Origin of the sequence: Spirosoma sordidisoli (genome assembly GCF_004138325.1) — a bacterium.
GTDB classification, from domain to species: Bacteria; Bacteroidota; Bacteroidia; order Cytophagales; family Spirosomataceae; genus Spirosoma; species Spirosoma sordidisoli.
Genome location: NZ_SBLB01000004.1, coordinates 216,008 through 241,107, shown reverse-complemented (window position 1 = coordinate 241,107; position 25,100 = coordinate 216,008). Strand labels below are relative to the sequence as shown.

At 50.2% G+C, this 25,100-nt stretch carries 25 protein-coding genes and 1 pseudogene; 12 read left to right on the top strand and 14 right to left on the bottom strand.

Features of this window, described 5'->3' with window-relative positions; all coding sequences use genetic code 11:
- The first annotated feature begins 5 nt into the window (after window positions 1-5).
- Complete coding sequence (locus tag EQG79_RS15955) at window positions 6-2,438, top strand: ABC transporter permease (RefSeq protein ID WP_077923338.1); 2,433 nt, start codon at window positions 6-8, stop codon at window positions 2,436-2,438.
- 60 nt (window positions 2,439-2,498) lie between these two features.
- Window positions 2,499-4,892: an ABC transporter permease gene (locus tag EQG79_RS15950; protein ID WP_077923236.1), complete on the top strand. Its 2,394-nt coding sequence runs from the start codon at window positions 2,499-2,501 to the stop codon at window positions 4,890-4,892.
- A gap of 4 nt (window positions 4,893-4,896) precedes the next feature.
- On the opposite strand, the gene EQG79_RS15945 is transcribed toward EQG79_RS15950, so the two are convergent.
- A complete protein-coding gene (locus EQG79_RS15945; RefSeq protein ID WP_129602521.1) occupies window positions 4,897-5,262 on the bottom strand; it encodes a hypothetical protein in 366 nt (121 codons plus the stop codon).
- Between the two features lie 7 nt (window positions 5,263-5,269).
- On the opposite strand from EQG79_RS15945, the gene EQG79_RS15940 reads away from it, so the two are divergent.
- Complete coding sequence (locus EQG79_RS15940; protein WP_129602519.1) at window positions 5,270-5,575, top strand: LytR/AlgR family response regulator transcription factor; 306 nt, start codon at window positions 5,270-5,272, stop codon at window positions 5,573-5,575.
- Between the two features lie 397 nt (window positions 5,576-5,972).
- Here the strand turns inward: EQG79_RS15940 and EQG79_RS15935 are convergent, their stop codons facing one another.
- Together EQG79_RS15935 and EQG79_RS15930 are read right to left on the bottom strand one after the other, a co-directional pair.
- Window positions 5,973-6,866, bottom strand: a complete 894-nt coding sequence (locus EQG79_RS15935; RefSeq protein ID WP_129602517.1) for an NAD(P)H-binding protein — start codon at window positions 6,864-6,866, stop codon at window positions 5,973-5,975.
- Window positions 6,867-6,870: 4 nt separating this feature from the next.
- The gene (locus EQG79_RS15930) at window positions 6,871-7,308 is read right to left on the bottom strand and encodes a nuclear transport factor 2 family protein (protein WP_129602515.1); all 438 of its coding nucleotides are present in this window, start codon (window positions 7,306-7,308) and stop codon (window positions 6,871-6,873) included.
- Window positions 7,309-7,466: 158 nt separating this feature from the next.
- Here EQG79_RS15930 and EQG79_RS15925 point away from each other — a divergent pair, with 158 nt between their 5' ends.
- A complete protein-coding gene (locus EQG79_RS15925; protein WP_077923230.1) occupies window positions 7,467-7,850 on the top strand; it encodes a winged helix-turn-helix transcriptional regulator in 384 nt (127 codons plus the stop codon).
- A 580-nt stretch (window positions 7,851-8,430) separates the two neighbouring features.
- Here the strand turns inward: EQG79_RS15925 and EQG79_RS15920 are convergent.
- From EQG79_RS15920 to EQG79_RS15910, 3 genes are all read right to left on the bottom strand, one after another.
- The gene (locus EQG79_RS15920) at window positions 8,431-9,345 is read right to left on the bottom strand and encodes a helix-turn-helix domain-containing protein (protein WP_077923337.1); all 915 of its coding nucleotides are present in this window, start codon (window positions 9,343-9,345) and stop codon (window positions 8,431-8,433) included.
- A 50-nt stretch (window positions 9,346-9,395) separates the two neighbouring features.
- Entirely contained in the window at window positions 9,396-10,397 is a 1,002-nt protein-coding gene (locus tag EQG79_RS15915; protein ID WP_129602513.1) for an aldo/keto reductase, read from the bottom strand.
- A gap of 387 nt (window positions 10,398-10,784) precedes the next feature.
- Window positions 10,785-11,201: a winged helix-turn-helix transcriptional regulator gene (locus EQG79_RS15910; protein WP_077923228.1), complete on the bottom strand. Its 417-nt coding sequence runs from the start codon at window positions 11,199-11,201 to the stop codon at window positions 10,785-10,787.
- A 102-nt stretch (window positions 11,202-11,303) separates the two neighbouring features.
- Here EQG79_RS15910 and EQG79_RS15905 point away from each other — a divergent pair, with 102 nt between their 5' ends.
- Entirely contained in the window at window positions 11,304-12,167 is an 864-nt protein-coding gene (locus EQG79_RS15905) for an SDR family oxidoreductase (RefSeq protein WP_129602511.1), read from the top strand.
- A gap of 141 nt (window positions 12,168-12,308) precedes the next feature.
- Here EQG79_RS15905 and EQG79_RS15900 read toward each other — a convergent pair whose 3' ends face one another.
- From EQG79_RS15900 to EQG79_RS15865, 7 genes and pseudogenes are all read right to left on the bottom strand, one after another.
- Window positions 12,309-13,061, bottom strand: a complete 753-nt coding sequence (locus EQG79_RS15900; RefSeq protein ID WP_206445592.1) for an alpha/beta fold hydrolase — start codon at window positions 13,059-13,061, stop codon at window positions 12,309-12,311.
- Window positions 13,062-13,213: 152 nt separating this feature from the next.
- Window positions 13,214-13,795, bottom strand: a complete 582-nt coding sequence (locus tag EQG79_RS15895) for a TetR/AcrR family transcriptional regulator (RefSeq protein WP_129602509.1) — start codon at window positions 13,793-13,795, stop codon at window positions 13,214-13,216.
- 440 nt (window positions 13,796-14,235) lie between these two features.
- Window positions 14,236-14,638 (bottom strand): annotated as a pseudogene (locus EQG79_RS31320) (ABC transporter permease); the annotation flags it as partial.
- Window positions 14,639-14,719: 81 nt separating this feature from the next.
- Window positions 14,720-15,544, bottom strand: coding sequence for a helix-turn-helix domain-containing protein (locus EQG79_RS15880; protein WP_129602507.1), 825 nt, complete (start codon window positions 15,542-15,544; stop codon window positions 14,720-14,722).
- On the bottom strand, window positions 15,541-16,344 hold the full coding sequence (locus EQG79_RS15875) for an alpha/beta fold hydrolase (RefSeq protein ID WP_129602505.1): 804 nt from the start codon (window positions 16,342-16,344) through the stop codon (window positions 15,541-15,543). The genes EQG79_RS15880 and EQG79_RS15875 overlap by 4 nt, the downstream gene beginning before the upstream one ends.
- Window positions 16,345-16,782: 438 nt before the next feature.
- Window positions 16,783-17,709, bottom strand: coding sequence for a helix-turn-helix domain-containing protein (locus EQG79_RS15870; protein ID WP_129602503.1), 927 nt, complete (start codon window positions 17,707-17,709; stop codon window positions 16,783-16,785).
- Window positions 17,710-17,819: 110 nt separating this feature from the next.
- On the bottom strand, window positions 17,820-18,527 hold the full coding sequence (locus tag EQG79_RS15865) for an NAD(P)-dependent oxidoreductase (RefSeq protein WP_206445591.1): 708 nt from the start codon (window positions 18,525-18,527) through the stop codon (window positions 17,820-17,822).
- 486 nt (window positions 18,528-19,013) lie between these two features.
- Here EQG79_RS15865 and EQG79_RS15860 point away from each other — a divergent pair, with 486 nt between their 5' ends.
- From EQG79_RS15860 to EQG79_RS15830, 7 genes are all read left to right on the top strand, one after another.
- Window positions 19,014-19,592: a Crp/Fnr family transcriptional regulator gene (locus EQG79_RS15860; RefSeq protein ID WP_077923219.1), complete on the top strand. Its 579-nt coding sequence runs from the start codon at window positions 19,014-19,016 to the stop codon at window positions 19,590-19,592.
- A gap of 104 nt (window positions 19,593-19,696) precedes the next feature.
- Complete coding sequence (locus EQG79_RS15855; protein WP_077923218.1) at window positions 19,697-20,374, top strand: NADPH-dependent F420 reductase; 678 nt, start codon at window positions 19,697-19,699, stop codon at window positions 20,372-20,374.
- A gap of 43 nt (window positions 20,375-20,417) precedes the next feature.
- Window positions 20,418-21,335, top strand: a complete 918-nt coding sequence (locus EQG79_RS15850; protein ID WP_240699371.1) for an alpha/beta fold hydrolase — start codon at window positions 20,418-20,420, stop codon at window positions 21,333-21,335.
- A 55-nt stretch (window positions 21,336-21,390) separates the two neighbouring features.
- Complete coding sequence (locus EQG79_RS15845) at window positions 21,391-21,747, top strand: nuclear transport factor 2 family protein (protein ID WP_077923217.1); 357 nt, start codon at window positions 21,391-21,393, stop codon at window positions 21,745-21,747.
- A gap of 52 nt (window positions 21,748-21,799) precedes the next feature.
- The gene (locus tag EQG79_RS15840) at window positions 21,800-22,372 is read left to right on the top strand and encodes a PPC domain-containing DNA-binding protein (protein WP_201723576.1); all 573 of its coding nucleotides are present in this window, start codon (window positions 21,800-21,802) and stop codon (window positions 22,370-22,372) included.
- 149 nt (window positions 22,373-22,521) lie between these two features.
- Complete coding sequence (locus EQG79_RS15835) at window positions 22,522-23,490, top strand: zinc-binding alcohol dehydrogenase family protein (protein ID WP_129602501.1); 969 nt, start codon at window positions 22,522-22,524, stop codon at window positions 23,488-23,490.
- 37 nt (window positions 23,491-23,527) lie between these two features.
- Window positions 23,528-24,208, top strand: coding sequence for a hypothetical protein (locus EQG79_RS15830; protein ID WP_077923215.1), 681 nt, complete (start codon window positions 23,528-23,530; stop codon window positions 24,206-24,208).
- Between the two features lie 41 nt (window positions 24,209-24,249).
- On the opposite strand, the gene EQG79_RS15825 is transcribed toward EQG79_RS15830, so the two are convergent.
- The gene (locus EQG79_RS15825) at window positions 24,250-24,945 is read right to left on the bottom strand and encodes a LamG domain-containing protein (protein ID WP_077923214.1); all 696 of its coding nucleotides are present in this window, start codon (window positions 24,943-24,945) and stop codon (window positions 24,250-24,252) included.
- Between the last annotated feature and the right edge of the window lie 155 nt (window positions 24,946-25,100).

The window sequence follows — 25,100 nt, the reverse complement described above, 5'->3', positions numbered from 1 at the left end:
GAAGTATGCTGACGAACTATCTCAAAATCGCTTGGCGGAATTTGCTCCGTAATAAGATCTTTTCGGCTATCAACATCGTCGGGCTGGCGGTTGGACTGGCTACCTGTCTGCTTATCGTTCTCTTCGTGTTGCACGAACTGAGCTACGACCGTTACCATACCCACGCTGACCGCATCTACCGCATGACTACCCACGGACGGATAGGCGGAACCGACATCAACGCGGCAGGGGCTGGCGCACCTGCGGCATCGGCATTAGTCCGGGATTATACGGGTGTCGAAGCAGCCACGCGCTTAAATACGGATGGTTCGTTTATCGTCAAGCACGGCACGGATAGTTTTAAGGAAGAACACGTTGCGTTCGTCGATTCCAACTTTTTTACCATCCTGTCCATTCCGCTGGCAACGAATTATTCGGGCATAAATCCGAAAACGATGCTCACCGAACCCAACACAGTGGTGCTGACCCAGACAACGGCCCGCAAGTATTTTGGCGATCAAAACCCGGTTGGTCAAACGCTGACGATGGGCGATAAGGGCGCGTTTCGGGTGACGGGCGTATGCGAAGACGTACCGTCGAACACACATTTCCACTATGATTTTTTCTGTTCGATGCGCTCCATAAAACAGAGCGGTAAGTGGCTGAACGACGCGATGCACACCTACCTGCTGTTGCGAGAGGGCTACTCCGTTGACCAACTCCGGGCCAAAAGCACTGAAATGGTGGCGCGGTATATCGGGCCGGAATTACCGCAGTTTCTGGGAATCAGTCTGGCAGAATTCCTCCGTAAGGGTGATCAGCTCCGGTTTCAGTTTCAACCCATTACCGACATTCACCTGCACTCAGACTATGAAGATGAACTTGAACCCAACAGCAATGTCCAGTACATCTACATCTTCGTGGCCATTGCCGGATTCATCCTGTTGCTGGCCTGTATCAACTTCATGAACCTGTCAACGGCGGGTTCGGCGGGGCGGGCCAAAGAGGTGGGCGTGCGGAAGGTGATGGGGTCGGAACGGGGGCAACTGATGGGTCAGTTTCTGGCTGAATCGGTATTGCTGACGTTTCTGGCCCTGCTACTGGCGTTGGTTTTGGTGGCCGTGTTGTTGCCGGGGTTCAATCAGTTGGCGGGCAAACAGTTCGGAATCGGGGCTATCGTATCCGGTTGGATGTTGCCGGGCATTGGGCTGGCCTGCCTGCTGATTGGCTTGCTGGCGGGGAGTTATCCGGCCTTTGTGCTGTCGGCATTCCGGCCCGTGAGCGTGCTGAAAGGCCGTGCCGTAAACATTGGCGCACGGAGCGGCTGGCTGCGCAATACATTGGTTACGGTGCAGTTTGTGGTATCCATCACTATGATTGTCAGCACGATACTCGTTTCCCGGCAACTGAACTATATCCAGAACAAGAAAGTGGGCTTTGATAAAGAGCAGGTGCTGATTCTCAATGACACCTATACGCTGGCCTCGAAACTGGATGCGTTCAAAGCCGAAATAGCCAAACTCTCGCCTGTGGTGCGGGTTACGTCGGCGGGGTACATGCCCGCCGGTTCGTCCAACAGTGGAAACAATGCGTTTCAGCCCGACAACGGATCGGTCCAGCCCGAAACCTACCGCAACCGCCACTATTTCGTTGATGAAGATTATCTCCCTACGCTGGGCATTGGCCTGGCTCAGGGCCGTAATTTCTCCAAAGCCTTTCCGTCCGACAGTTCGGCGATACTGATCAATGAAGCAGCCGCCCGACAATTCGGCTGGAAAAACCCGATTGGCCAGCGGCTCAAAACGGCCGGCGATGGGAGTGGCGAAATCCAGCGACTGTACACCATTGTGGGCGTAGTGCGGGATTTCCACTTCGAGTCGATGCGGCAGCGAGTTGCCCCGTTGGTCCTGTTTCGTGGACAGGATAATTACCAGATGGCTCTGCGGGTGAAAACCGACGATATGCCCGCCCTGCTGAAAACGATTGAGCAACGCTGGAAAGCGCAGACTGATATGCCATTTACCTATTCGTTCCTGAGCGAACGCTTCAGCCTGATGTATGCTTCGGAGCAGCGCGTGGGGCAGTTGTTTGGCATCTTCGCGGGGCTGGCCGTGCTGATTGCCTGTCTGGGTCTGTTCGGTTTAGCGGCCTTCACCACCCGGCAGCGCACCAAGGAAATCGGGGTTCGGAAAGTGCTGGGAGCCTCAGTGGCCAGCATCATTACGTTGCTCAGCAAAGACTTTCTGAAACTGGTGCTGATTGCGATCGTGATCGCGTCGCCCATTGCGTGGTACGCTATGAACCGGTGGCTACAGGACTTCGCCTATAAGATCGACATCGAGTGGTGGGTCTTCGCCCTGGCAGGTTTTCTGGCGGTGGGCATTGCGCTGCTGACGGTGAGTTTTCAGAGTATCAAGGCGGCCCTGATGAACCCGGTGAGATCACTACGTTCCGAATGATGAATGCCACAGTCGTTATCAGCTCATTCATCATTTATCACTCATCATTTTTTAAGAATCATGCTGACGAACTACCTCAAAATCGCCTGGCGGAATCTCGCCAAGAACAAACTCTTTTCGGGTATCAATGTGTTTGGCCTGGCCCTCGGTATGGCCTGTAGTTTGCTCATTGGCCTGTGGGTGAGCGACGAACTGAGCTACGACCGGTTTCTCCGCAATGCCGAAGCGATTCATTACGTGCGGGTCAATTTTCAGCATCCGGTCACGGGCGAAATAGCAACAAACTCTGTTACCCCCGGCCCACTCCAGGAAGTCATTGCGAAGAATATCCCCGAAGTAGCTGCTGTGACGAAGATCAACTACGGCCCGGAGTTACTACTAAAATCGGTGGGGCCATCGGCTGCCGACAAGTCAGATAAAGTAAAGGGGTATTATGCCACCGACGATTTTTTTGGCGTGTTCGACCTGCCGGCGCTGGCCGGTAACCCCAAAGCTGCGTTGGCTCAAACCAATCAGATTGTCATTACCCGCGCCGTTGCGGAGAACTTCTTTACCGGATCAGGCACCGACTACCAACAAGCCCTCGGCAAAACACTTCAGCTCGACAACGACAAACTCTACGTCGTTGGCGCCGTGATCGAAAACCTGCCGCATGCGTCCAGTCTGCAATTTGGCTGGCTCGTAAACTGGAAGGTGCAGCAGCAGGACTGGATGACAAAGTGGGGAAATGTCAGCTTTTATACGTTTGTCAGACTACAGCCCAACGTAACGATGGCCCAGGCCGAAACGGCCATGAAGATGATTTATCCCCGCTTTGCCGGCAAAAATTTCGACATAGGAAGGCCGGTGCTGCAACCGATCACGGACCTGCATCTGTATGCCGACTATAAAAATGGAAAGGCTGTAGGCGGTCGCATCGAGTACGTGCGAATTTTCTCGTTGGTAGCCCTTTTTATTTTGCTGATTGCCTGTATCAACTTCATCAATCTGGCCACGGCCCGCTCAGCCCTGCGGGCCCGCGAAGTAGGGGTTCGGAAAGTGGTAGGCGCCTTGCGATCGTCGCTGATCGGGCAGTTTCTGAGTGAGTCGATGCTGACCAGTTTGCTGGCGGTTGTACTGGCGATTGGGCTGGTCTGGCTGGTCTTGCCAACCTTCAACACCACATTTGGAAAACAACTGGCCATCGACCTGGCGAGTCCGGCTTTCTGGTTAAGTCTTGCCGGGCTGGTCTTGATTACGGGCTTTCTGTCTGGAAGTTATCCAGCCCTGTTTTTGTCGGGATTGCAGCCGGTCAGGATCCTGAAAGGTAAAATGCAACTTGGCCATGGCCCCGCTCTATTCCGAAAAACACTGGTCGTTTTTCAGTTTTCGCTGTCCATTTTCCTGATTGCGGGTGTGCTGGTCGTTGGTCAGCAGATGATGTACCTGCGCACCAAAAACCTGGGTCTCGACCGGGAAAACCTTATTTACATGCCGCTGGAAGGCACGTTGACCGAAGGTAATAAAACGGAAGCATTCCGGCAGGAGGTGATGCGTCAGCCATCGGTAGTGACGGCCACCACATCCAGCGATCTGCCCATGAACGTACAGAATTCATCCGGCGATCTGGAATGGCCGGGTATGACGCAAACCACCGAAAGCAACGTATCGATTTTACAGGTAGGGGGCGATTTTATCCGGACAATGAATATAAAGTTGCTTGATGGCCGTGATTTCAGAACGACGGGTCTGGCCGATTCATCCAGCTATATTATCAACGAAGCGGCTGCCCGGATGATGTCGATGAAATCGCCGGTAGGGCAGGAGGTGAAATTCTGGCGGGGAAAAGGGCGTATTATCGGCTTGATGAAAGACTTTCACCTAAAGTCGCTCCACGAAGCCATTAGCCCTGTCATTCTGCTGTATAATCCGTTGGGAAACAGCTATCTGCTGGTGAAATCCCGCGCCGGGAAAACGCCACAGACCATCGCCGATCTCGAACGCCTGGCCAAACAGGTCAACCCCAACTACCCCTTCACGTACCATTTCGTGGATGAAGCGTACGAAAAGCTTTACAGTGCTGAGCAGCAGGTCAGTACACTGGTCAATTATTTCGGGATACTGGCCATTCTGATCTCGTGTCTGGGTCTGTTTGGGCTCGCGGCCTTCACTGCCGAACAGCGCACCAAAGAGATTGGCGTCCGTAAAGTGCTGGGTGCCAGTGTTGCCAGTATTATCGGGCTGCTCTCCAAAGATTTTCTGATGCTGGTTATGATCGCGCTTGTGCTGGCTTCGCCACTGGCCTGGTATGCGCTCAGGCAATGGCTTGGTACGTTTGAATACCGCACCGATTTGTCGTGGTGGGTCTTCGCGCTGGCGGGTTTGCTGGCCGTGGGCATTGCGCTGCTAACGGTGAGTTTTCAGAGTATCAAGGCGGCCCTGATGAACCCGGTCAAGAGCCTGCGCTCTGAATAAATTGCTACTTACCAACGCCCCCCTTGTGGCCGTTCTCTGATGGCCACAAGGGGGGCGTTGGTGGTTGACAGACCACAAGTGCACATCTGAGTGCTGGCTTACTGTTATCGAACCACATAGACCGGCGTGGGGCTACGTAGACCGGATGCGGGGCTATTACGATGAGTATGCGCTGAAAGCCTTCCAGCTCAACAGCATCGACTACTTGCTGAAACCCCTGGAAGAAGCCGACCTGAAACGCAGCCTGGACAAACTGGCCACCCTGCGGGAACACCTGGGCGACTGGCCCCAGAAACTCCTGAACTGTTTCGGCCAGCCGCCCCCCCGCCCGGCCGTCGGGCGGAAAAACCAGCTTTCTGGTGTCGCTCAAGGGCTAAATGTTTCCCGTATCCACGCAGGAGGCCGCCTATTTTACCATTGAGGATGGGCTGTCGTGCATGATTACCTTCGACGGGCGTAAACTGCCGCTGTCGCAAACGCTCGATGTGATTGAGGAGCAACTGGACCCGCACCAGTTTTACCGGGCCAACCGCCAGTATCTGATTGCCTTTGGAGCCGTGAAAGAGGTAGAGCCATATTATACCCGCAAACTGGCCGTAAAGCTGAAAAGTGTGAAATCCGAAACCGTGTTTGTCAGCCGCGAAAAATCAACCAGCTTCCTGCACTGGCTCGAAAACCGGTAATTAGCATATTCACTGAAAAGAAGCAGAGTGCGTAGCCCTGGTGAAGTCGTGTGCTACGGATAGCAGTTAACAGTTATTAAAAGAGGTGTTGTCCTACAAAACGCCCCATTTTTGAAGCAGATACATGAAACTTGCTTCGTCTCTAGAAGGGGGATTTTGTGAGAATAATCAACTTATATCTTCCTCCAACGGATGGTAAGCCACTGCTGGCAGCTGTACACGTCAAGTAACCTATAGCTGTCAAGTGCAGCAAGCATGGCTAACCCCTATGCACAATAAGGATATCCCGATTCCATATCGACTGGCGTAGCCGCGGGGCCTGCAAACTGCTCCCTGCAGGCGAAGAAGCAAGTATGCAGACCTCGGTCGCCAGCGTGTCACCGATTACGTCGTTGTTCTACCACACGGCATCGGCTAACAACGGAGCCAATTTTGTCCGCGCGAAATCTTCGAACCGGGTAGGGGTATGGGCTTCCGGGGTGCGGGGGGTAGCATAAGCCCCATTTGGGTCGCCCAGGGCAACAAACAAATCAAGCAGTTCCTGCTGGACGGTTTCGGTTAAGCCCCCCTGTCGTAACTGATCTTGTACGGTTTCCAACGCAAGCCGCTCGTACCGGATGGGGTGGCTAAGGGCGTTCGACAACCGTACGGCCACCTCCCGGAGGGTAATGTTTTCCGGTCCCATCAGGTTGAGCGTCCAATGACCGGCCCAGGTTGGGTCGAGCAGGTAGCGAGCGGCTGCATCGCCGATGTCATCCGTACTAATAAAGGGAATATCATGGTCGGGATCGTACGTGAAATGAAAGGCGCCCTGCTCCAATAAGCTATGCGTTTGAAGCAGCAAATTTTCCATGAAATAACCCGGACGTAGCGTCAGGACATTGGTCGGGAGTGCGTTGAAGGCCCGCTCCGTATCGCTAATGAAACTGATTGTGCCTAAGTTTTCTCCCGCTCCGGCTCCCAGGGACGACACCAGCACCACGCGTTTGATCCCATTCCGGCTAACGGCCGCAACCCCTGCCTGCGTTACCCGTCGGTACCAATCGGCTAAACTGCCAACGTGGTTCACCGGCGGTACTATCCAAAGCAAGGCATCACAGTCCCTCGTGGCTGCCGTGACCTGATCGACATCGCTCACATCAGTAATCGAAAGTATGGCCCCGTCGATGCCCAGGGCGGTTAGTTTGGCTGCGTCCCGACCCAGCAGGACAGGTGTCGCTCCTCCGGCGGCTACGGCACTGGCGACCCGGCTACCAATATTTCCGGTAGCCGCTGCAATGGCAATTTTCATTTGATCAGGATTTTAGGAGGGGCGTAGTAAGCGTATCCTGACCAGACGCTTGCAGAAAAGCAACTGGATTCCAGTACTCCCGGTACCGGCTAAACTGGTTGCCAGCGATCGTGAAAAACATCACATAATCCTGGCGGTACAGATTGCCGGTTGCGGGCATCGTTGTTTCCCCGTGAACCTCCGCCCAGTATGTATAAGGCTGTTGAAGCGGGTAAACCCGAACATTAGAAAATGCGATGCCAGGCATCTGAGGCAGAATATTCTGTAAGTGAGCCCGGTAGTTGTCCTTATTGAGCCGGGCCGGTACACCGATAGAGGGCGCGTAGGGGTACTCAATAAAAGCGTCGTCGGTAAATAAGTCGATGACGGTTTGCCAGTCCTGATTAAAGGCATCCAGTAATGTCTGGAAGAGGGCCTGCCCCTGATTTGGATTCGTTTTCATAGCATTGACGTTATTCTTTTGCAAAAGTATAGCCAATACTTTACTTTAGATAGTAGGCACCCGAAAGTGGGGTAAGTACCCTAGGGAATTATATGGACAAATACATCGGAGAAGGCTCTATGGAGAATCAAAATTTTTTAGACTTACAGAAATCGTTGATGGTAAAGTCCATTCTTGATGAAAGTTGCATCCTCAATCAGTCGCTGACGCTGATTGCTGATAAGTGGACGCTCCTGATTTTAATGGCCCTGATGCAGGGCACCAAACGCAACAGCGAACTCAATCGGCAGATCAACGGGATTTCGCCCAAAATGCTGACCCAAACGCTGAAAACACTCATCCGCTACGGCATGATCGAGCGGACGGTGTATCCCGAAGTACCACCCCGCGTCGAGTATACGCTCACCGAATTTGGGAAAAGTACCGCCGACCCGCTGATGGCTCTGCTGAAGTGGTCGGTAGACTGGGAAGAGCAGTTGACCACGTTATACAAAAACCGCCAAACGGGGCCAGCCGGAAACGATCAATCGGCTACAAACTAAACTGGCAGGCCGATGGCCAGGTCATCATGACTGTGCGAACACCTATAGTTCTGATCACCAGGCTATTGGTCAAAGCCCTGCGTTTTGGAACAGCATTAAGCCTAAAGAAGGTTTAATAGGGGTTTTGTGGCAAATAGAAACGAAATAGTAACTTAATTTTGATCGACTGCTTAACACCACCGGGTCAGACTATTAGCTACGAAGCAAAGACATATGACCTACCTATGCCACACATAGCGTTATGGTGATCGGTCGGAATGCCAAGCGTGGTCCGGCCTGGATCGTCCCGCACCTGTGGTGGCCCGGCCAATCCAGGCCGGACCACCATAGGTGCGGGACGATTAAGCATGTATTCGTAGGCTACGTATTCGAGTTGACATGTATTTAAAACTAGCTTTCCACTTAATTGAGCGTTAGAAGGGAATATAAAGCAACCTTAACTTTGTTTCCCTAGGCTTGGAAAAACGCTGATTTCTGCAAAAAACAAGACTTGTAGGGCCGCATTTTGAGTAATGTGTCCTTAGGCTAAAGAATTAGTAAGGAAGACCTTTTTAGAAACTACACTATACTAATTCATCGCTTAATTAAACGATTGTCGGTATTGTAAGGGAGTCACGTTAGTCTTGTTCTTGAACAACCGGCTGAACGATTGTGGAAAAGTAAAACCTAGTCGCAAGCCTATTTCGCTAACGCTTAACCTAGTTTGCGTGAGCAATTCTTTGGCCCTTTCGATAACGTAGCGATGAATGTGCTGCTGGGTGTTTTGACCCGTATACGTTTTCAGAAGGTCGCTTAAATAGCTATCCGAGTAATTCATCTTTTCGGCCAGATAGGAGACTGAAGGCAACCCTTCGCTCAGGGTCTTATCACTGGCAAAGTAATCTGATAAGATGGTTTCCAGCCGGATCAGTACATCATGACTAATTGGCTTCCTGGTTATAAACTGCCGACTGTAAAATCGTTGCGTGTAACTCAATAACAGGTAAAGATGGGCTATAAGCACAGCTTCGGAATACTGGTCAATCCGAGAGTTAATTTCATGCCGAAGCATATTCATCACCGAAATCATCAACGTTTCTTCCTGATCTGACAAGTGAAGTGCCTCATTAACGGTGTAGTCGAAAAAACCATACTGCTTTATTCGCTGACAGAAAGGATGCCCTCGGATGAAATCGGGATGGAACACGACACACCAGCCGCTTGGTTTGTGATCGTCGGTAATGTTACTCGTCACTTGGCCTGGCGCGGTGCAAAACAGGATGCCTTCGTCAAAATCACAGTAGCCCTGTCCGTAGCGCACTTTACCCGTTACATTGCGTTTCAGCGAGATGCAATACAGGTCAAGTAGAAGTGTTGGCGGACGTTTGTCGGCCCGGATATGATCTATGTCATCGAAATTGAAAACGCTGATCAATGGATGCACAGGTTTGGGCAATCCAAGGATCCGGTGTTGCTCCGAAATGGAATGGATCAGGTGAGGTGATTGCTGTTTCATACGCTGAGAATAAGCTGCAGGCAAGGCTTAAACCTTGCCTGCCTGATTGGCTATTGGTCAATGGCTTGCATGCCCGCCTGATCATACCGATCACCCGTCTGGGTTCCTAGCGGAATAATTGCTTCCAGACGCTCCAACTCGTCATCACTGAGCCGGATTTGGGTAGCGTCGATATTTTCGTCCAAGTAGTTCCGCCGTTTGGTACCGGGGATCGGCACAACGCCTTTCGCCAGCACCCAAGCCAGGGCCAGCTGGGACGTGGTGACCTGTTTATCGACCGCCATTCCCTTAATTTCGGCCAGCAGCTCCAGGTTTTTATAAAACTGTTCACCCTGAAAGCGCGGTAGGGAACGCCTGAAATCATCGGGGGCCAGATCGTCCGGACTTTTCAATTCGCCCGTAATGAAGCCTCGGCCAAGGGGCGAATAGGCAACAAATCCAACGCCCAGTTCGCCAAGGGCACGCAAAAGGCCTGTTTCTTCCGCGCTACGTTCGAAAAGCGAGTACTCTGTCTGTACAGCCGTAATGGGGTGGATCGCATGGGCTCGCCTAATCGTCGCTGAGGATACTTCTGACAAGCCAATGTAACGGACCTTACCTTCCTTGACTAACTCGGACATAGCTTCCACAGTTTCTTCAATGGGTACAGCCGGATCCAGCCGATGCAGATAATACAGATCAATGTAGTCCGTACCCAGGTTTTTTAAGGATCGTTCGGCTGCTTTCCTGACATAGGCCCTGTCGGCTCTGAACTGCCAGGTTATCTGATTTGCATCATCAATTTCCCAGCCGAATTTGGTGGCAATGAGATAATCGTCCCGTCGGCCGTTGATGGCTCTTGCGATCAATTGTTCGTTGATCAAAGGCCCGTATAGATCCGCCGTATCGAGAAAGTTCCCACCCCGTTCGCGGGAGCGATGAATCGTTGCAATAGCCTCCGCTTCATCCGCTTTTCCATATATATCCATGTGCGCCATAGCTGTCATACCCATGCAGCCCAGACCCAGTGCGGGTACCACTAGTCCCTGACTTCCTAACTTTACCTGTTTCATAAGACAGTATTAATCGGTTTAGTTGACCGCTACAAAAGTAGGGTAGCGCTAGGGGTGCAGATGAACCGTTTTCGGCCGGGTTGTATCCGAATTCAGGACATTAGACCTTCAGGGGCTTCAGAGAGGAACAGTTATTGACTACGTCCTATTCAGGATAGGATCGTTTGTCTTAGGAAGGAGCGTTTCAGGAGACAGACAATTTTCGAATACCTCTCAACAGCAATCCGTCGCATACGATTCCGCTCGTGGATGGGAAGACTATCATTCCTGCTGGCGGCAAGCATATAGATTGGGACTTAGGGCACGGTAAGCTGGCAATGGCCGCAAGCGTAGAAAAGTGGGTTTAGAATCCCGCTGCTTTCTGGGGTAGGGACACAACACGCTTAGTTAAGCCAGGGCCTTTTCGCGGGCGAGCCGTTGATACCGCTCAACAGCCGCGTCTTTCCCGGCCTCCAGTTCTTCCATCAAGCCAGGGTCGACGACGGTAGAACCATGTTTGCTGCCCCACTGAACGAGCGCTATAATAATGGGTATGGTATCTACCCCTTTTTCTGTCAGGCGGTAGGTGAACTTCGATTTCTTATCCGAAGCCACGGACTTGCTCAAGATGCCTTGCGACTCCAGGACCGCCAAACGATCGGCCAGAACGTTAGTCGCTATTTTTTCCGCTGACTGCACAAATTCCCCGTACGTAGACTTCCCCGCGAACACCATATCCCGCAGAATGAGTAAGCTCCATTTATCCCCCAGTATGTCAAGCGCTGTGCTGACGGGGCAGGTAGACCGCTGTTTTAGCTCCTTCATACAAACAATTTGTCCTTTTACTTGCAAAAAGCAAGTAATTTATTTTACCTTTACACTTGCAAATTGCAAGTAAATATACGTGAATTTTTAGTTCGGTTGATCATGATTCTAGTAACTGGAGCCACTGGTGGGTTAGGCCACCAAATCATCGACGTCTTGCTCACCACTACCCCGGCCACCGAAATAGCCGCCCTGGTGCGTGACGTTAATAAAGCTACCGACCTGGTGAAGCGGGGCGTAGACGTCCGGCAAGCCGACTACGTTGACTATCCCGCGCTCGTGCAAGCCTTCCGGGGCGTCGATAAGGTGCTGCTTGTTTCCGCCGTGGCCTTTACCGACCGGGTACGTCAGCACCGCAATGTCATCGATGCGGCTAAGCAAGCCGGGGTGAAGCACCTGTTTTACACCAGTATTCAACGCGATACAAACTTTGTCCTGTCGCAGGTCACCGAAAGTGACCTGGCCACGGAAGCCTACCTCAAAGCGTCCGGGCTGACATACACCATTCTAAAAAACGGCTACTACCTGGAAGGCCTTGAGTCGATGATCGGGAGTGAGTTACCGGACACCGAGATTCGTTTCCCGGCCGGCGAAGGTAAGATAGCGTTCGTTAAGAGGACTGAACTGGCCGCTGCCACGGCTGCCCTACTGACCAGTGAAGGGCATGACAACCAGGATTATACCCTCTCCGGGAGCGAAGCCTATTCGTTTCACGATATTGCCCGGGAGCTCTCCGCGTTAGCGGGTCGGCCCATCGCTTACCAAAGTAGCGAGCTGGCTACCTACGTCGCGCAGAAAGTAGCTGAAGGTTTCCCCGACTTCGTCGCCAACTTCTTTGCCCAGTGGGGTGCCGCCACCCAACACGGCATGCTGGCTGGCACGCACGATACGGTCGAGCGTCTGCTGGGCCGTAAGCCAACGTCGCTGCGGGAGTACCTGAAAACGACTTATTTTCCGGGTACCTAACCCTTGAAGTGGCGGGCAATTCTTCTGTATGTATTCATCCAGCTCAGGCCAGTGAACTTCCTTCAGGAGTCCACTGGCTTAATCGCAGCCTATCCATGCGATCATTTTAATCTGCTAGAAATCAGATATTTAACACCCTGCCTAGCCAAGAAAATCCTGGATGAATCTGATCGTTTCCAGGGGCCTCTCCTCCTGCACAAAATGGCCTGATCCTTCTATTTCTTTTACGTCTAACTGGTCAATGTAAGGGGGTAAGGCATACGAAAGCATCTGGTAGCCAGCTCGACCCGCTATGCCAAGGGTGGGGGCCTCGATTCGCTTGCCCTTACTATCGTCAATGTCTTCAGGAAAGGTCTGATACCAGCCATTGGAAGCTCTAATAGCATCCTGGCTGGTATAAGCCTGGGCATACACTTGCCGGTCAAACGCGTTTATGGCCGTCTTGTCCTCCAGCAGTTGGTCAAAAAGCCAATTCTGTACGAAATGGAATCGCCCTTCCAGTACTTGTTCGGGCAGATCTCGGACTTGGTTAAAAGCGACCCACCACGGATGAACGCCCCCACCCGTGGGGAGCATGGGAAGCTTATACAGGTTCTCATCAGGATGGGGCGTGTCCAACAAAACCAGCTTTTCGGTCTTTTGAGGAAAATGGGCCGCGAAGCTGAAGGCTACAGCAGCCCCGATGTCATGACCGGCGATGTTGGTTCGCTCAATGCCCAATTGGTCGAGTAAAGCCGATACATCACCCGCCATCCCTTTTTTCGAATAGCCTGCCATCGGTTTATCCGAGCTCCCCATGCCCCGCAGCTCAACCACAATGACCTGATAACTTTCTGCTAGCAAGGGCATGATTTTGTGATAGCTCCACCAGGTTTGAGGCCAGCCCGGTAACAAGACGAGCGGCTTACCCTGCCCCCCAGGATATAATGCAGTTGAATGCCATTAACCGTTCGATAGTTGCTGGTGAAACCGGGAAGCTGTTTGACTAATTCGCTATCGATATAGGTGTCGGATGTGTTGAGTAATTGCATACGTTGGATGGCTGGTTATTGAAGGCCGATACTTCCTTTGAATGAGGTCCATGAAAACGATTTAATGTCGTTGCGAGCAACATCGCCGGCTTGCTGGGCTTCAATAGCGATATCGACCATGCCGCCAAACAAATTGTAGATCCAAGGAATAGAGAGCTTTTTATCAATGGCTCCTTGTTGCTGAAGGATCTCGACTAACTTGAACCAGTTGGCTTTAACGTCATCATAGGCCCGTTCCTGGTTGTTGACCAGATTCGTGTACTGATTTCGCTTGAACAGTTTTTTGACAAACGAGTATTGAATCCCCACTTCCAAGGCGGCATAGAACATGTTTTCTAGCTGGATGGCAGGTTGCTGACTACTTTGATAGGCCTGCGTCATTTTGAGATTGCAAACTTGGAGCATGGTTTGTTTACATTCCTGGACTAATGTATTACGGTCGTTGAAATAGCGATGGACCGTTCGTCGGGTCACTCCGGCCATGGTAGCAATCTGTTCAATGGTGGCTGATTCATCCTGGTTAAGGGCGACAACTGCCGCTTCAATCAATTTGTCTCTCGTCACGCTCATGTCACAAAGATAGCGCAAATGACTCATAAATGTGACATTTATTAGTGTTTGTTATGAAATAGCCTACTCTCACTAAACGCCCGTTTTAAGGAACAGCCGTTATTTTACTTCTTGCCAGGCTAAGTAACGGTAAACCGTCGCTCGGCTTAGGTGAAATAATTGGCCAGTCTCTAAAATCGTGTGAGTTTTAAGAGAATACATAGACTTAACAGCCCGTGCTTTCGCTTAAGCTGTTGGAGCCCACCCCAACTCCTCGCCCAATCGCCACGACAAAACGAGGGGCTATTGATTGGAATATTAGGCACACCCTGTACCACTGTGGGCAGATTGGGCTCATTAAGCGGGTGGTAGATAAACGCTACGATTTCGGTTTAAGGCTAGCGAAATGACTCATTTCTCGAAGCAGACACTCACTATTCCCGCCGTCTCTCTGGGGAGGGATTCATGAGACCAGCCAGCTTATGGCACTATGTACTTCGTAAGGACATTACGGGCTTTATCAGGGCGGCTTTAATGCTTTGTGAACAGATGGTTAGCAGGGCAATGCTCATCGCTGGCAGACCCGCTACGGCGAACACCCACCACTCAATGTTCACCTTATAAGTAAAGTTCTCTAACCACCGATGCATGCTATACCACCCCAGCGGTGAGCTAATCACGATGGCGATAAATACCAATCTGAGAAAATCTGTACTGAGCAGCTCAACGATGCTGGGCACACTCGCGCCCAGCACTTTTGCGAACCCCAATTTCTTTTCGGCGCTGCTCGGCGGTGAACGCTGCCAGGCCAAACAGACCTAAGCAGGGAATGAAGATGGCCAGACCCGCAAAAACCGTAGACAGTGTCCCAACAGTCGTTTCGCTTTTGTAGACTTGCTGATAGGCAGTAACCAGAAGAGCCGGTTTAACCACCGGTTAGGTCGGAAATTTCGGTCGTATGATTCGGTCAGTTCAAAGATTCACGATAATCTCGGGACGTTGGGCATACTCTTGCATCAACAAACTTGGCGTAACATGGGCAAACTGCTTAAAATCTTTCGCCAAGTGGTAATAATCAGTGTAGCCAAATTTAACAGCTACGGTCAACCAATCCTGATCAGGGTGCCTTTCTTTATAATTTATCGTTTGAAAAAACCGACCAATCCGACTATAGAGTTTGGGCCCAATACCAATACGTTCATTAAATTTTCGCTCAAATTGCCGGGGACTTAGATTGGCTTGATCCGCCAGCCAATCCAACGAAAAAGGCACTGGGTGATGAAGTAATAGCTCCCCAATCCGATCAATAGGATGAGCGTCCCGCCTGGCTTTTTTCAGCTTACTTACCATGTACTGCTCGACCCGTTCGATCATCTCAGTCTCGTCTTTCGCATTCGCCAGCTGATCATGTACGGTCTGTAGTTCCGAATTAAGGACGGATTCCCCATCACAAAACTGGCCGGTCAGCGCCGTACCTGGTATTCCTACTAAACGATAGAGGGCCCCCGGTTGAAAAATAACCTGTATCATGAGGAAGTCGGTCTGCGCAACGCATTGAAAGTCAAGCCGGGACACTTGTTGGCCAAACAGGGCGTTCTGGGCGATAGGTACCGTTCTTCCTGTTAAGGGATCATAGGAGGTAATTAAGCCCCGAACGAAAAAGACCAGGGCTTGCTCGATCCGGGTTGGATAGGGCGTTTTGGGAAAATCAGCTGGATGATAAAACAGATTAACCAGCAGATAATTCCTTACATAAGGCTGCAGGGCCAGACAAGGACGTACTTCACGAAAGGTCATAGCGCCTGAAGAATGGCCACCAGTTTTTCGGGCATCGAGAAAAACGGGGAATGACTACTGGCTAAGGTATACATTTTCTGGATCGGTACGTTGTTCGCTATACTCCGTTTATCCAGGTCTTTAGCCCGGGTACAAAGAATATATACTTTTGGAATAGCCCCATACTGAGCATCTGACACCTGTACCGGTGTCCCCAGACAACCCATTGGTTGAGGCCCTAGATGCGCTTTGGCAAAGGCTACGTCGTCGGCTGAACAATCATGGTAAAATAATTGGGCGACTCGATCCAGATCGACCCTGGAAGTCTGCTTATCGTCCGATAGCAGAAGGCACTGACTGAGGGAGGGTTCTGTCGTAGGTTTACCCTCGGCTTTATTCAACTCCTCGGCTTTGGCAGCCAGGGCAAAAACAGACTCGCCATTTTTAGGCATAAAGGCATCCAGAAAGACCAGTTTTGCCACTTTTTCTTTACCTAAAACCTCCGCAGCCTGCGCAATAATAACGCCCGCCATGGAGTGCCCAACGAGAATAACGGGACCCGTTTGCGCCTTGGCAAGCTGAACGACCTTTTTCGTGTACTCATCCAGGGTAACCCCAGCGGGGGACGTTTTGTCGTCACCGTGCCCTGGCAAATCAATGGCTACCACCCGACTGCCATTCGTTTCGAGCAGGGGAACTACCTTTTTCCAGCACCAAGCCCCATGCCAGCCCCCGTGAACGAGCACATAGGTTCTCGATTGAGCGTTCGAAACGGTTTGACATAGCGCGGTGATTAGCAGCAAAAGAAGGCTGATTTTCATGTTTGTAGTGGTTTAATGTCCGCTACAAACCTATCCGTCTTAAGGCAAATACAACAAGTAAAAAACCGACATCTATTTCCGTGTAGTACAGCCTGTTACCGATCGTACATGCCTTGCTCTGCCAGTGTATTAAACGCTCTGTGAGAAACCGTATCCTTACTGGCCCGAATGATTGAGCAGATGTATGAATACTTCGTTGTCTCACATTAGAGCGTTTTTGCGAGACAGTGATTTTTTCTACTATCTGTCAAAAGTAATCCGTCGCAGAACTGGTATCAGTTATGAAAGCTTTATCGTTCCCTACTGTTATCGTTTTATTTTTCACGAACGTTTTTCTTAGTGTTTATTCATTATCAGTAAATAAGGAGTGCCTTTGCAGAACGTTCACCAGGAGAAAAAACAAACGATTGAACGAAGCAACTATCTATAGTTTGTCCGTCACTGGAATGATTGCCGGAATTCCAAAGGGGTCTGATGCGTCTTTTCTTTAAACAACCGGCTAAACGATTGAGGGTGTTCAAAACCTAACTGATAAGCAATCTCACTCACCGATAAACGGGTGGTCGATAGCTTCTCTTTGGCTTTCTCTAGTAATCGCTGGTGAATGTGTTGCTGCGTGTTAAGGCCCGTTAACTGGCGGAGTAAGCCACTTAAATAATCAGACGACGTGTTTAACTGCTCGGCAACGGCCTGCACGGTCGGCAGGCCGCTGGACAAGCGTTCTTCATCCGCCAACCAAGCCGTCAATAACTGATCTACCTGATCTAAAAGCTGATGACCACTAATGCGACGGGTAATAAATTGGCGTTCGTAAAAACGTTCCGAATAGTTCAGTAGCGCTTCCAGCTGCGTGAGAATAATTTGCTGACTAAACTTATCCAGGTTGGTCTGGTATTCCTGGTTGATATGGTCGATGAGCTGATTGAGAATCGCTTCCTCTTTATCCGATAGAAATAAGGCTTCGTTGACCCCATACCCAAAAAAATCGTACTGCCGAATTTGCCGGGCCAAGCTAGTATTCCAAAAAAAATCGGGGTGTACAAACAGCATCCAGCCCGATTGGGTATGACTGCTGAATTTCTCTACATCCAGTCCGAACACCTGACCGGGGGCCATAAAGGAAAGCACTCCCTCATCAAAGTCGTAGACCTGCTGACCGTATTTAATCTTGAGGGGTCCCAGAAACCCTTTTTTGAGCGAAATGATATATACATCGGTGACGACCAGCTTAGCCGATGCGCTAGGCAGTTCGGCAAAGGGCTTAATAAACACCACGCTTAGTAAGGGATGCTCTGGTTTAGGCAAACCGTACAGTCGATGCAGCTCACTAATAGTTCGGATTCGTTGCGGGGGGGCTTTTTCCATAACATTGCTTCATCATTGATTGCCCAACCCGTCAGGTTAGCGAGCCTGTTGGCGTTACGTCGCTATGCGTCCTAACGGTCTACTTTCATCAACCTCTTTTTTGGCTTCTACTACGGCTGATAATAGCTTAAGTCGTAGGTGTGGATAGCCGAATTATCGCTTAAAAGATGATAGTTATAGGTGGCACAATCGATAAAAGGAGCAATACTGAATTTCGTTTTAGACCTCGTTAAAATACCCTTGGAAGGGTCATCCCCATAGAGACCTGCCCTATGGACCATCCACTCAATATCTGGTGCTTCTTCAACCAAGTAGTTTATCACCGCTTCATTATCTCGGTGCTGCCCCAGCAACCCCGAAAAACGCACCAGGGTCTGTTTTAATAGCCAGTTCATAAACGGAAGTTCTTTTTTATATGGTCGGGTAAATCCTCCCGCCTGATACAGGAACCGTTTTACCGATTGGCGACGCATGGCAGGAATTAGTTTTCTGACAAACAAGGCATTAACAGTCTGTAGCTTCTGCATTTGCGCATCTCCCAACATGCTTATCACAAAATCGACACCCTTCAACAGATCATCAATAGGTTCGTAATCAGTAACAGACCCTTTCACTAATTCTAGATTTGGATGGTGAATGTCTATCTTTTCTGGCTGACGAACTAATGCCTTTACTTTATGGCCATCATTAAGTACTACCGAAATAAAATGCCTTCCGGTTCGGCCTGTACCGCCAAAAACAAGATAAGTGTGTGTTGAATGAGTCATTTTACGGTTTTTTAACGTTCCGGTTGCGCCCGAATAATCGGAGCTGCTCATCCGGGAAAGCGTGTCAATCGATTGCTACCTTACGCAAGCGGAGATCCCCTTCTTAACACGTCACAAAGGTGGCGGTAACCCCTTTACGCCTATTAGCCAAATCCGGCTATGTTGTAACCAAAAGCAACTTGTCTATCTGGCGAAGACAACGACGACCTCAGGCCTTTCAAGGTATCGGGATTTGCCTCCTGGCTGCTTTCTCCTTCACGAAATACTATATTGAAAGGACCACTTTCTTAGCCGACACTCCCTTCCGTTGCTGCTCCAGCCCGGCCTGCACATAAGCCTGGCGTATGCTACAGACACTACCGCGGTGGTGTACCACTTGACAGTCATTAAAATAAGCCGTTCAGTTAAACAGATTGTTTAAAGAGTAGATATATGCAAGCTCCTTTGTCTCACAGGGGAGCATTATTTGAGACGATTAATCCAGCGCCCTTATTAGCGAATAGATGTTTAGATTTGTAGGAAAGTACGCTTCATCCAATGTCGATACTGCCTCTAATTGCTCATTTTGAAAGCTACATTCCACTAAAGGAAACGGAAAAACAGTTGCTGGAAGGTCGAGTAACCCGTCGGCAGATTAAACGGAAACAGGCCATCTTACAGGAGGGTTTTGCCTGTAGACACTATACATTTATTGTTGAGGGCTGCTTTCGGATGTATGCCGTCGACAAGAAAGGAACCGAGCATAATTTACAGTTTTCGGCTGAACAGGATTGGATTGCTGATATCGGAAGCTTTCATGCCGGCAGGCCCAGCGCCTTGTTCATTGAAGCCATCGAACCAGCGGTTGTATTACAAATCGAAAAACAGGACCTCTACTTTCTGTACACCAATATTCCCAAGCTGGATCGAATCTTCAAAGTCATCGTTGAGAACAAGTACGTAGAACTGCAAAACCGGGTTTTGCAAAGCATCAGCTCAACGGCTCAGGAACGCTACCTTACCTTTTTAGAGCAATACCCAAAGCTTGCCTTACGGCTACCCAATACACAGATCGCTTCTTATCTGGGTATAACACCTGAGTTCCTGAGCAAAATCAGAAAAGACATTGCTTCCTGATGCCGTCGGGCTTAAACTAGTTTAAGCCTATTTCTTAAGATACCTTATTGGCGCACCTGGGCCGTTGGACGGACCTTTGTCTGGTTATTTAGTCAACAAAGACCATGTCACAAACTCAGGAATTAAACGTCGCTATTATTGGTCTACGCGTTATTGGCCGCACACTAGCCATCAATCTAACAAAAGGTTTTCGGACGGTTATGCTAGCCTCCCGAGATTATACAGCGGCCCAGAATTTGGCGAACGAGTTGGGCAAATTCGCACAACCCAAGGAAATATCGGCGGCTGTTAAAGAAGCTGACATTATTGTTTTAGCCATCTGGTTCGATGCCGTTGGCGAGTTTTTACAGCAGTACGCCACTCAGCTAAAGGGTAAAATCATCATTGATTCGTCTAACCCGATTGCACCGGACCCTAAAGGTGGTTTTATCAAAATCATTGGCGAAACCGAGTCCGCCGGTCAGATCAACGCTTCTTTACTCCCTAAAGGGGCAAAGCTCGCCAAAGCGTTCGGCACACTAGGGGCAGCATCGCTGGCGCAGGCCTCCGGGCAAACGCCGGAGCAGGCGGTTCTATTTTACGCCACAGATGACCACTCTATTCAGCCAGCCATCGAGGAATTGATTATCGATGCCGGGTTTGAACCCCTGTACGTTGGTGGGCTAGATCAATCTATCCGCCTGGAAGTATTCGGTGATCTGCATGAGTTTGGGGCGTTAGGCAAAACGGTCCATTTAGAGGAAGCGAAAGAAAAGCTCCTGAACCCCGACTTGGCTAAGTAGGACAAAGGGAACTCGCTCTACATAGCCATGCGGCCTTGTTCATATGAAAGCGTACTCCTCGACAAAGACCCAGCTCTGCCTGGTTTTTACTATCAAAATGAAATCCCTATTTTTCTTTTTATGGCTGCTCACCAACGCAGCCGCATTCAGTCAAAGTCCCAATCGACTGCGCGCGTTCATGCAGCAGGCTCCTTCACCAGCACAGGCGATTCCCTACGGGAACAATCCTACAGCGGGCCAGTATGCGCAAACGAAAGACGCCAAGATTTATTACGAAGTCTATGGACAAGGAAAACCCCTGGTGGTCCTGCATGGTGGTATCGTGGGGTCTACCTACGAAATGGCCCAGTTTATTGATAGCCTGGCCAAAACCCATCAGGTCATTGCCATCTCTACCCGCGGACATGGTAAGTCGGAAATGGGTTCCGGCGTACCTTCTTACGAGCGTAAAGCGGATGATGTCAATACCATTATCGAAGCGGTAACCAAAGACAGCGTGCTTGTTTTAGGCTTTAGTGATGGCGCTTACACGGGCTATTTTCTGGCCGCGTCGCACCCGGATAAAGTTAAAAAGCTGATTGCCATTGGTGCCGGAGAGTGGAAAAAGGGTTGGCGAACATTTGACAATACGCGCCAATCACTTTTTGGTCTGGACAGCCTCTACTTTACCCAGCAATTGGCCCTACTGCCCCAGCCTGAACGCTTTGATGAGTGGCTCTTGTCGGTTAACCACTACTATAGTACCGTTCGTATCGGCAAACTGATACTAGGTATGATTCAATGTCCCGTGTTGGTTATGGCGGGAGAAAAGGACCAAAACGCTCCCTTGAAAACGGTCATAACGGCCTATGAGATGATTCCGAAGGCCCAACTAAGCATTATTCCTAATGCCCCCCATCCGGTGTTCCTGACGAATTTTCCGGCGGTCTGGGCAAGTATGCAGCCTTTTTTAAGGCGCTAGTTTTCCCCAGTAAGACAGCATAGCAAATGCTGATTCACAACCATTTTTTTTAGCAATGAACGCAAACGAAGCAATAACAAACGACATATTGAGCCATCACCTGACGGCCTTTGGCAACAACGACCTGGCAGAGATTTTGAAAGACTATACCGAAGAATCTCAGGTATTAGCCCCAAACGGCCCCTTGATAGGATTAGCGGCTATCCGCCAGTTTTTTGCTGATTACTTTTTGGCCATCCCAACGGGTTCGGTCTTTACCATGAAACAACTGACGGTTAGGCATCAGGTCGGGTATGTTGCCTGGGCTAGTGATTCAGCCATTGCTCAGATCCCGATGGGAACCGATACCTTCTTTTTGGAGGGAGATAAAATAATCGTTCACACCGTCGCCGATTACCGGATATTGAAATAGCGGTTTTTGGGTAGCAGAAGCGTTTCTGCTACCCAAAAACCAACCCGATCTTATGAAAACTACCAAAATTAGCTATGTACTTACCGTCGTTATGGCGCTGCTTGCCATCCAGACGACGGCCTATGCACAAGAATATAGCTCGCCCACACAACCCGTTGAGGTGGGCAAAGCTCCCGGCGTCAAGGTCAAGTTACTGAGCACCAACGGACCCCTCAAAAACTACGTATTGATTTTCGCTATGGGGGATGAAATACGGTCGGGCTTGACGGAATTTGCTCAACAGTATGGGGTAAAGACGGCCCACTTTACCGCCATTGGCGATGCCACCTCAGCCAAGTTTGGTTTCTTTGATTACGGTCGTAAACTCTTCAAAGTCATCCCCATTAGCGAACCCTGTGAAGTATCGTCGTTAACGGGTAACATTGCCGTACTCAATGGTAAACCCATCGTTCATATTCACGCCACGGTGGCCGCCGAGGATGGCACCGTTCGGGGCGGCCATCTGCTTGAACTAGTTACCGGCCCTACTTTGGAAGTGTTTCTCACTGTTGAGCCAACAACGCTCTACAAAAAGGTAAACCCTCAGTTTGGGGCTGGCCTGATTGATCCCTCACTAACGAAGTAACTATTACGGATAGAAGTCATAGTAGATCGAAACGAACCAGCTAGTACGTCGTTATTTTGGGAGTAGAGTAACGACCCTGAAAAATAGACTGCTAACTAGTTGCCAACGTGAAGCAGCCATAGCCTTTCTGTAGCACATACCGACCCCTTATGAAAGTAGCCGTAGTATATCAACCCGGAGGCCCGGAAAGCTTTGTTTTAGAGGAACGCCCCCTACCCACGCCAACGGGTGAATGGGTACTGATAAAGGTGAAAGCGTTTGGCCTGAATCGTTCGGAGTTGATGACGCGCAAAGGCTACTCACCCGGCGTTCAGTTTCCGCGTGTACTTGGTATCGAGTGCGTTGGCGAAGTAGAATATGACCCCTCTGGCCACTATGAAAAAGGTCAACCGGTCATGGCTTTAATGGGTGGTATGGGACGGGATTTTGACGGTAGCTATGCCGAGTATACGCTCTTACCCAAAAGCCTGCTCCATCCCTTTGAGAGCACGCTTACTTGGGAAACGCTGGGCGCTATTCCCGAAATGTTTCAGACGGTTTATGGCTCGCTGTATCCAGCCTTGGACATTCAGCCCGGAGAAACGCTGTTGATTCGGGGGGGCACGTCATCGGTGGGCCTGCTGGCAGCACAACTCGCTCACCAGGGGGGGCTGGCGGTAGTAGCGACCACCCGGAATCCCCAAAAAGAAAAAGCCATGCTGGACAATGGGGCCACGCATGTGCTGATCGATTCGGGCCAGGTAGCCGAATCGGTTCGGGCGCTTTTTCCACCGGGTATCGACAAAGTGCTGGAACTGGTCGGTACGGCTACGCTGCACGACTCCTTAAGTTGTCTTAAACCAGGCGGAACGGCTTGTATGAGTGGGATGCTGGCTGAAAGCTGGACGATCTCTGATTTTGCTCCCATGGAGTATATACCGGCTACCGTTCGACTCACCACCTATGACAGCGGTCAGCTTACCAGTCCGACAAGCGTGTTTCAGGACTTTATCCGTCAAGTTGAAGCCCGTCAGGTGAAACTCCCCGTTAGTCGGACGTTTAGGCTGGCGCAAATCGCCGAGGCCCACCAATTCATGGATAGCAATCTGGCCACGGGTAAGCTTGTCGTCATACCTTAACTGACTCTTAATCAATTAAACACTTGCATTTCAGGATATGAAACAGATCGTATCGGCGCTGATCAGTAGCCTACTGCTCGGCGCAATGAATGGGAACGCCCAAACCATAAAGCTGGATAAAGCTAAGCTAGCTCCCAACCTGGTATCGATGTCGCTTGAACGAATAAAGGGCAAAGATGCGCTCCGGGTCATCAAGGATTCTACCCTACAACAGGTGGACGAACCTACGTTTGTGCGGCTCATCGACGTTGATTTTACCAACGGCACCATCGAAGTCAAGGTGCTGAGCCGACTCCTGAAAAACGCGCCGGAAACGGCCCGTGGTTTTATTGGGGTTGCGTTCCGGATCAACGCAACCAGTTCGAGTTTCGAGAGTATTTACATCCGCCCCACCAATGGCCGGGCCGACGATCAGATCCGTCGTAATCACTCCATCCAGTACTTTTCTTACCCTGACTACAAATTTGATCGGCTACGGAAGGAAGCACCGGAGCGTTACGAGTCGTATGCTGATATGGCCCTGAATGAATGGATCACAATGAGAATTGTCGTAAACGGGCAGGAAGCAAAACTTTACCTGAATGACGCAAAACAACCCGCCCTGCTGGTCAAGGATCTGAAGCATGGCGTAGGCGCTGCAACAGCGGGGGGCATTGGCCTTTGGGTTGACGTAGGTACCGAAGGCTACTTTGCTGACCTGAAAGTTACCCGGCAATAGAGGTCGTTACCTAGTTCAATTCCCATTGAGCCCGTCTACATTTACTTTTTCGTAATCTTTAAGTCTTTAAAGTAGCCTTCGGTTCCGATGTCTACCCACAAGCCAACGGCCCCTGATTTTAGATTTCCTTTTAGCTGTTTTATAGAAAGAGACGGTTCTTTTTTATCATTGATATACAGGGATGCTTGCTGACCCTCCACTTCAATACGTAGGGTTATCCATTCATCAAGACCAATATCGGCACTTGCTTCAAAGGGACCGCCCGGCGACCGGCCAATATTGTCCATTTTGTAATTAGGATACGAGTAGTACTGAATCGCCTGATTTCGCACAACTGGGTTTCTTACGCGCCCCACTTTAGGCCGTATGTACATCGACTCGAATGCTGAATTGTCGCTGTTGATTCTAAAGGCAAGGCCGATAAATCCCCAGGAATCGCGATAGGGCGTGTTCTTTTGTATCCGGCTTAGCACTTTGACTTCGATCGTTCCGTTTTCAAAATCGGAGTTTTTTAGCCTTGCATAGAGCGGACCGTTAACCGTTGCTCCCAACCGTTTCTCATCAAAAGGCAGTGCTTCTAAATCTCGTTCTACTTTCAGAACTTTCTCGCCATGAAGATCAGCGACCGATCCGGTCACGTTCACCAACTCGAATGACTGATCGTTGAGACGTACTTCCGGCTTACAGGCTACCAGTAAACCAAGGTAATAGACAAAAAATAGGCTATTCTTCTTCATTATCGTTGGTTGAATGATAATGCAAAGTTGCGGTAGCACGATTGGTAGGCCAATAAACTATCTTAAGAAGTAGGCTTAAACTAGATTAAGTCGGCCCAAGACGCTGGGCCGACACTCGGCTCACTGGTTGCGATTTAAGAGCCAGGTCTTCTCTG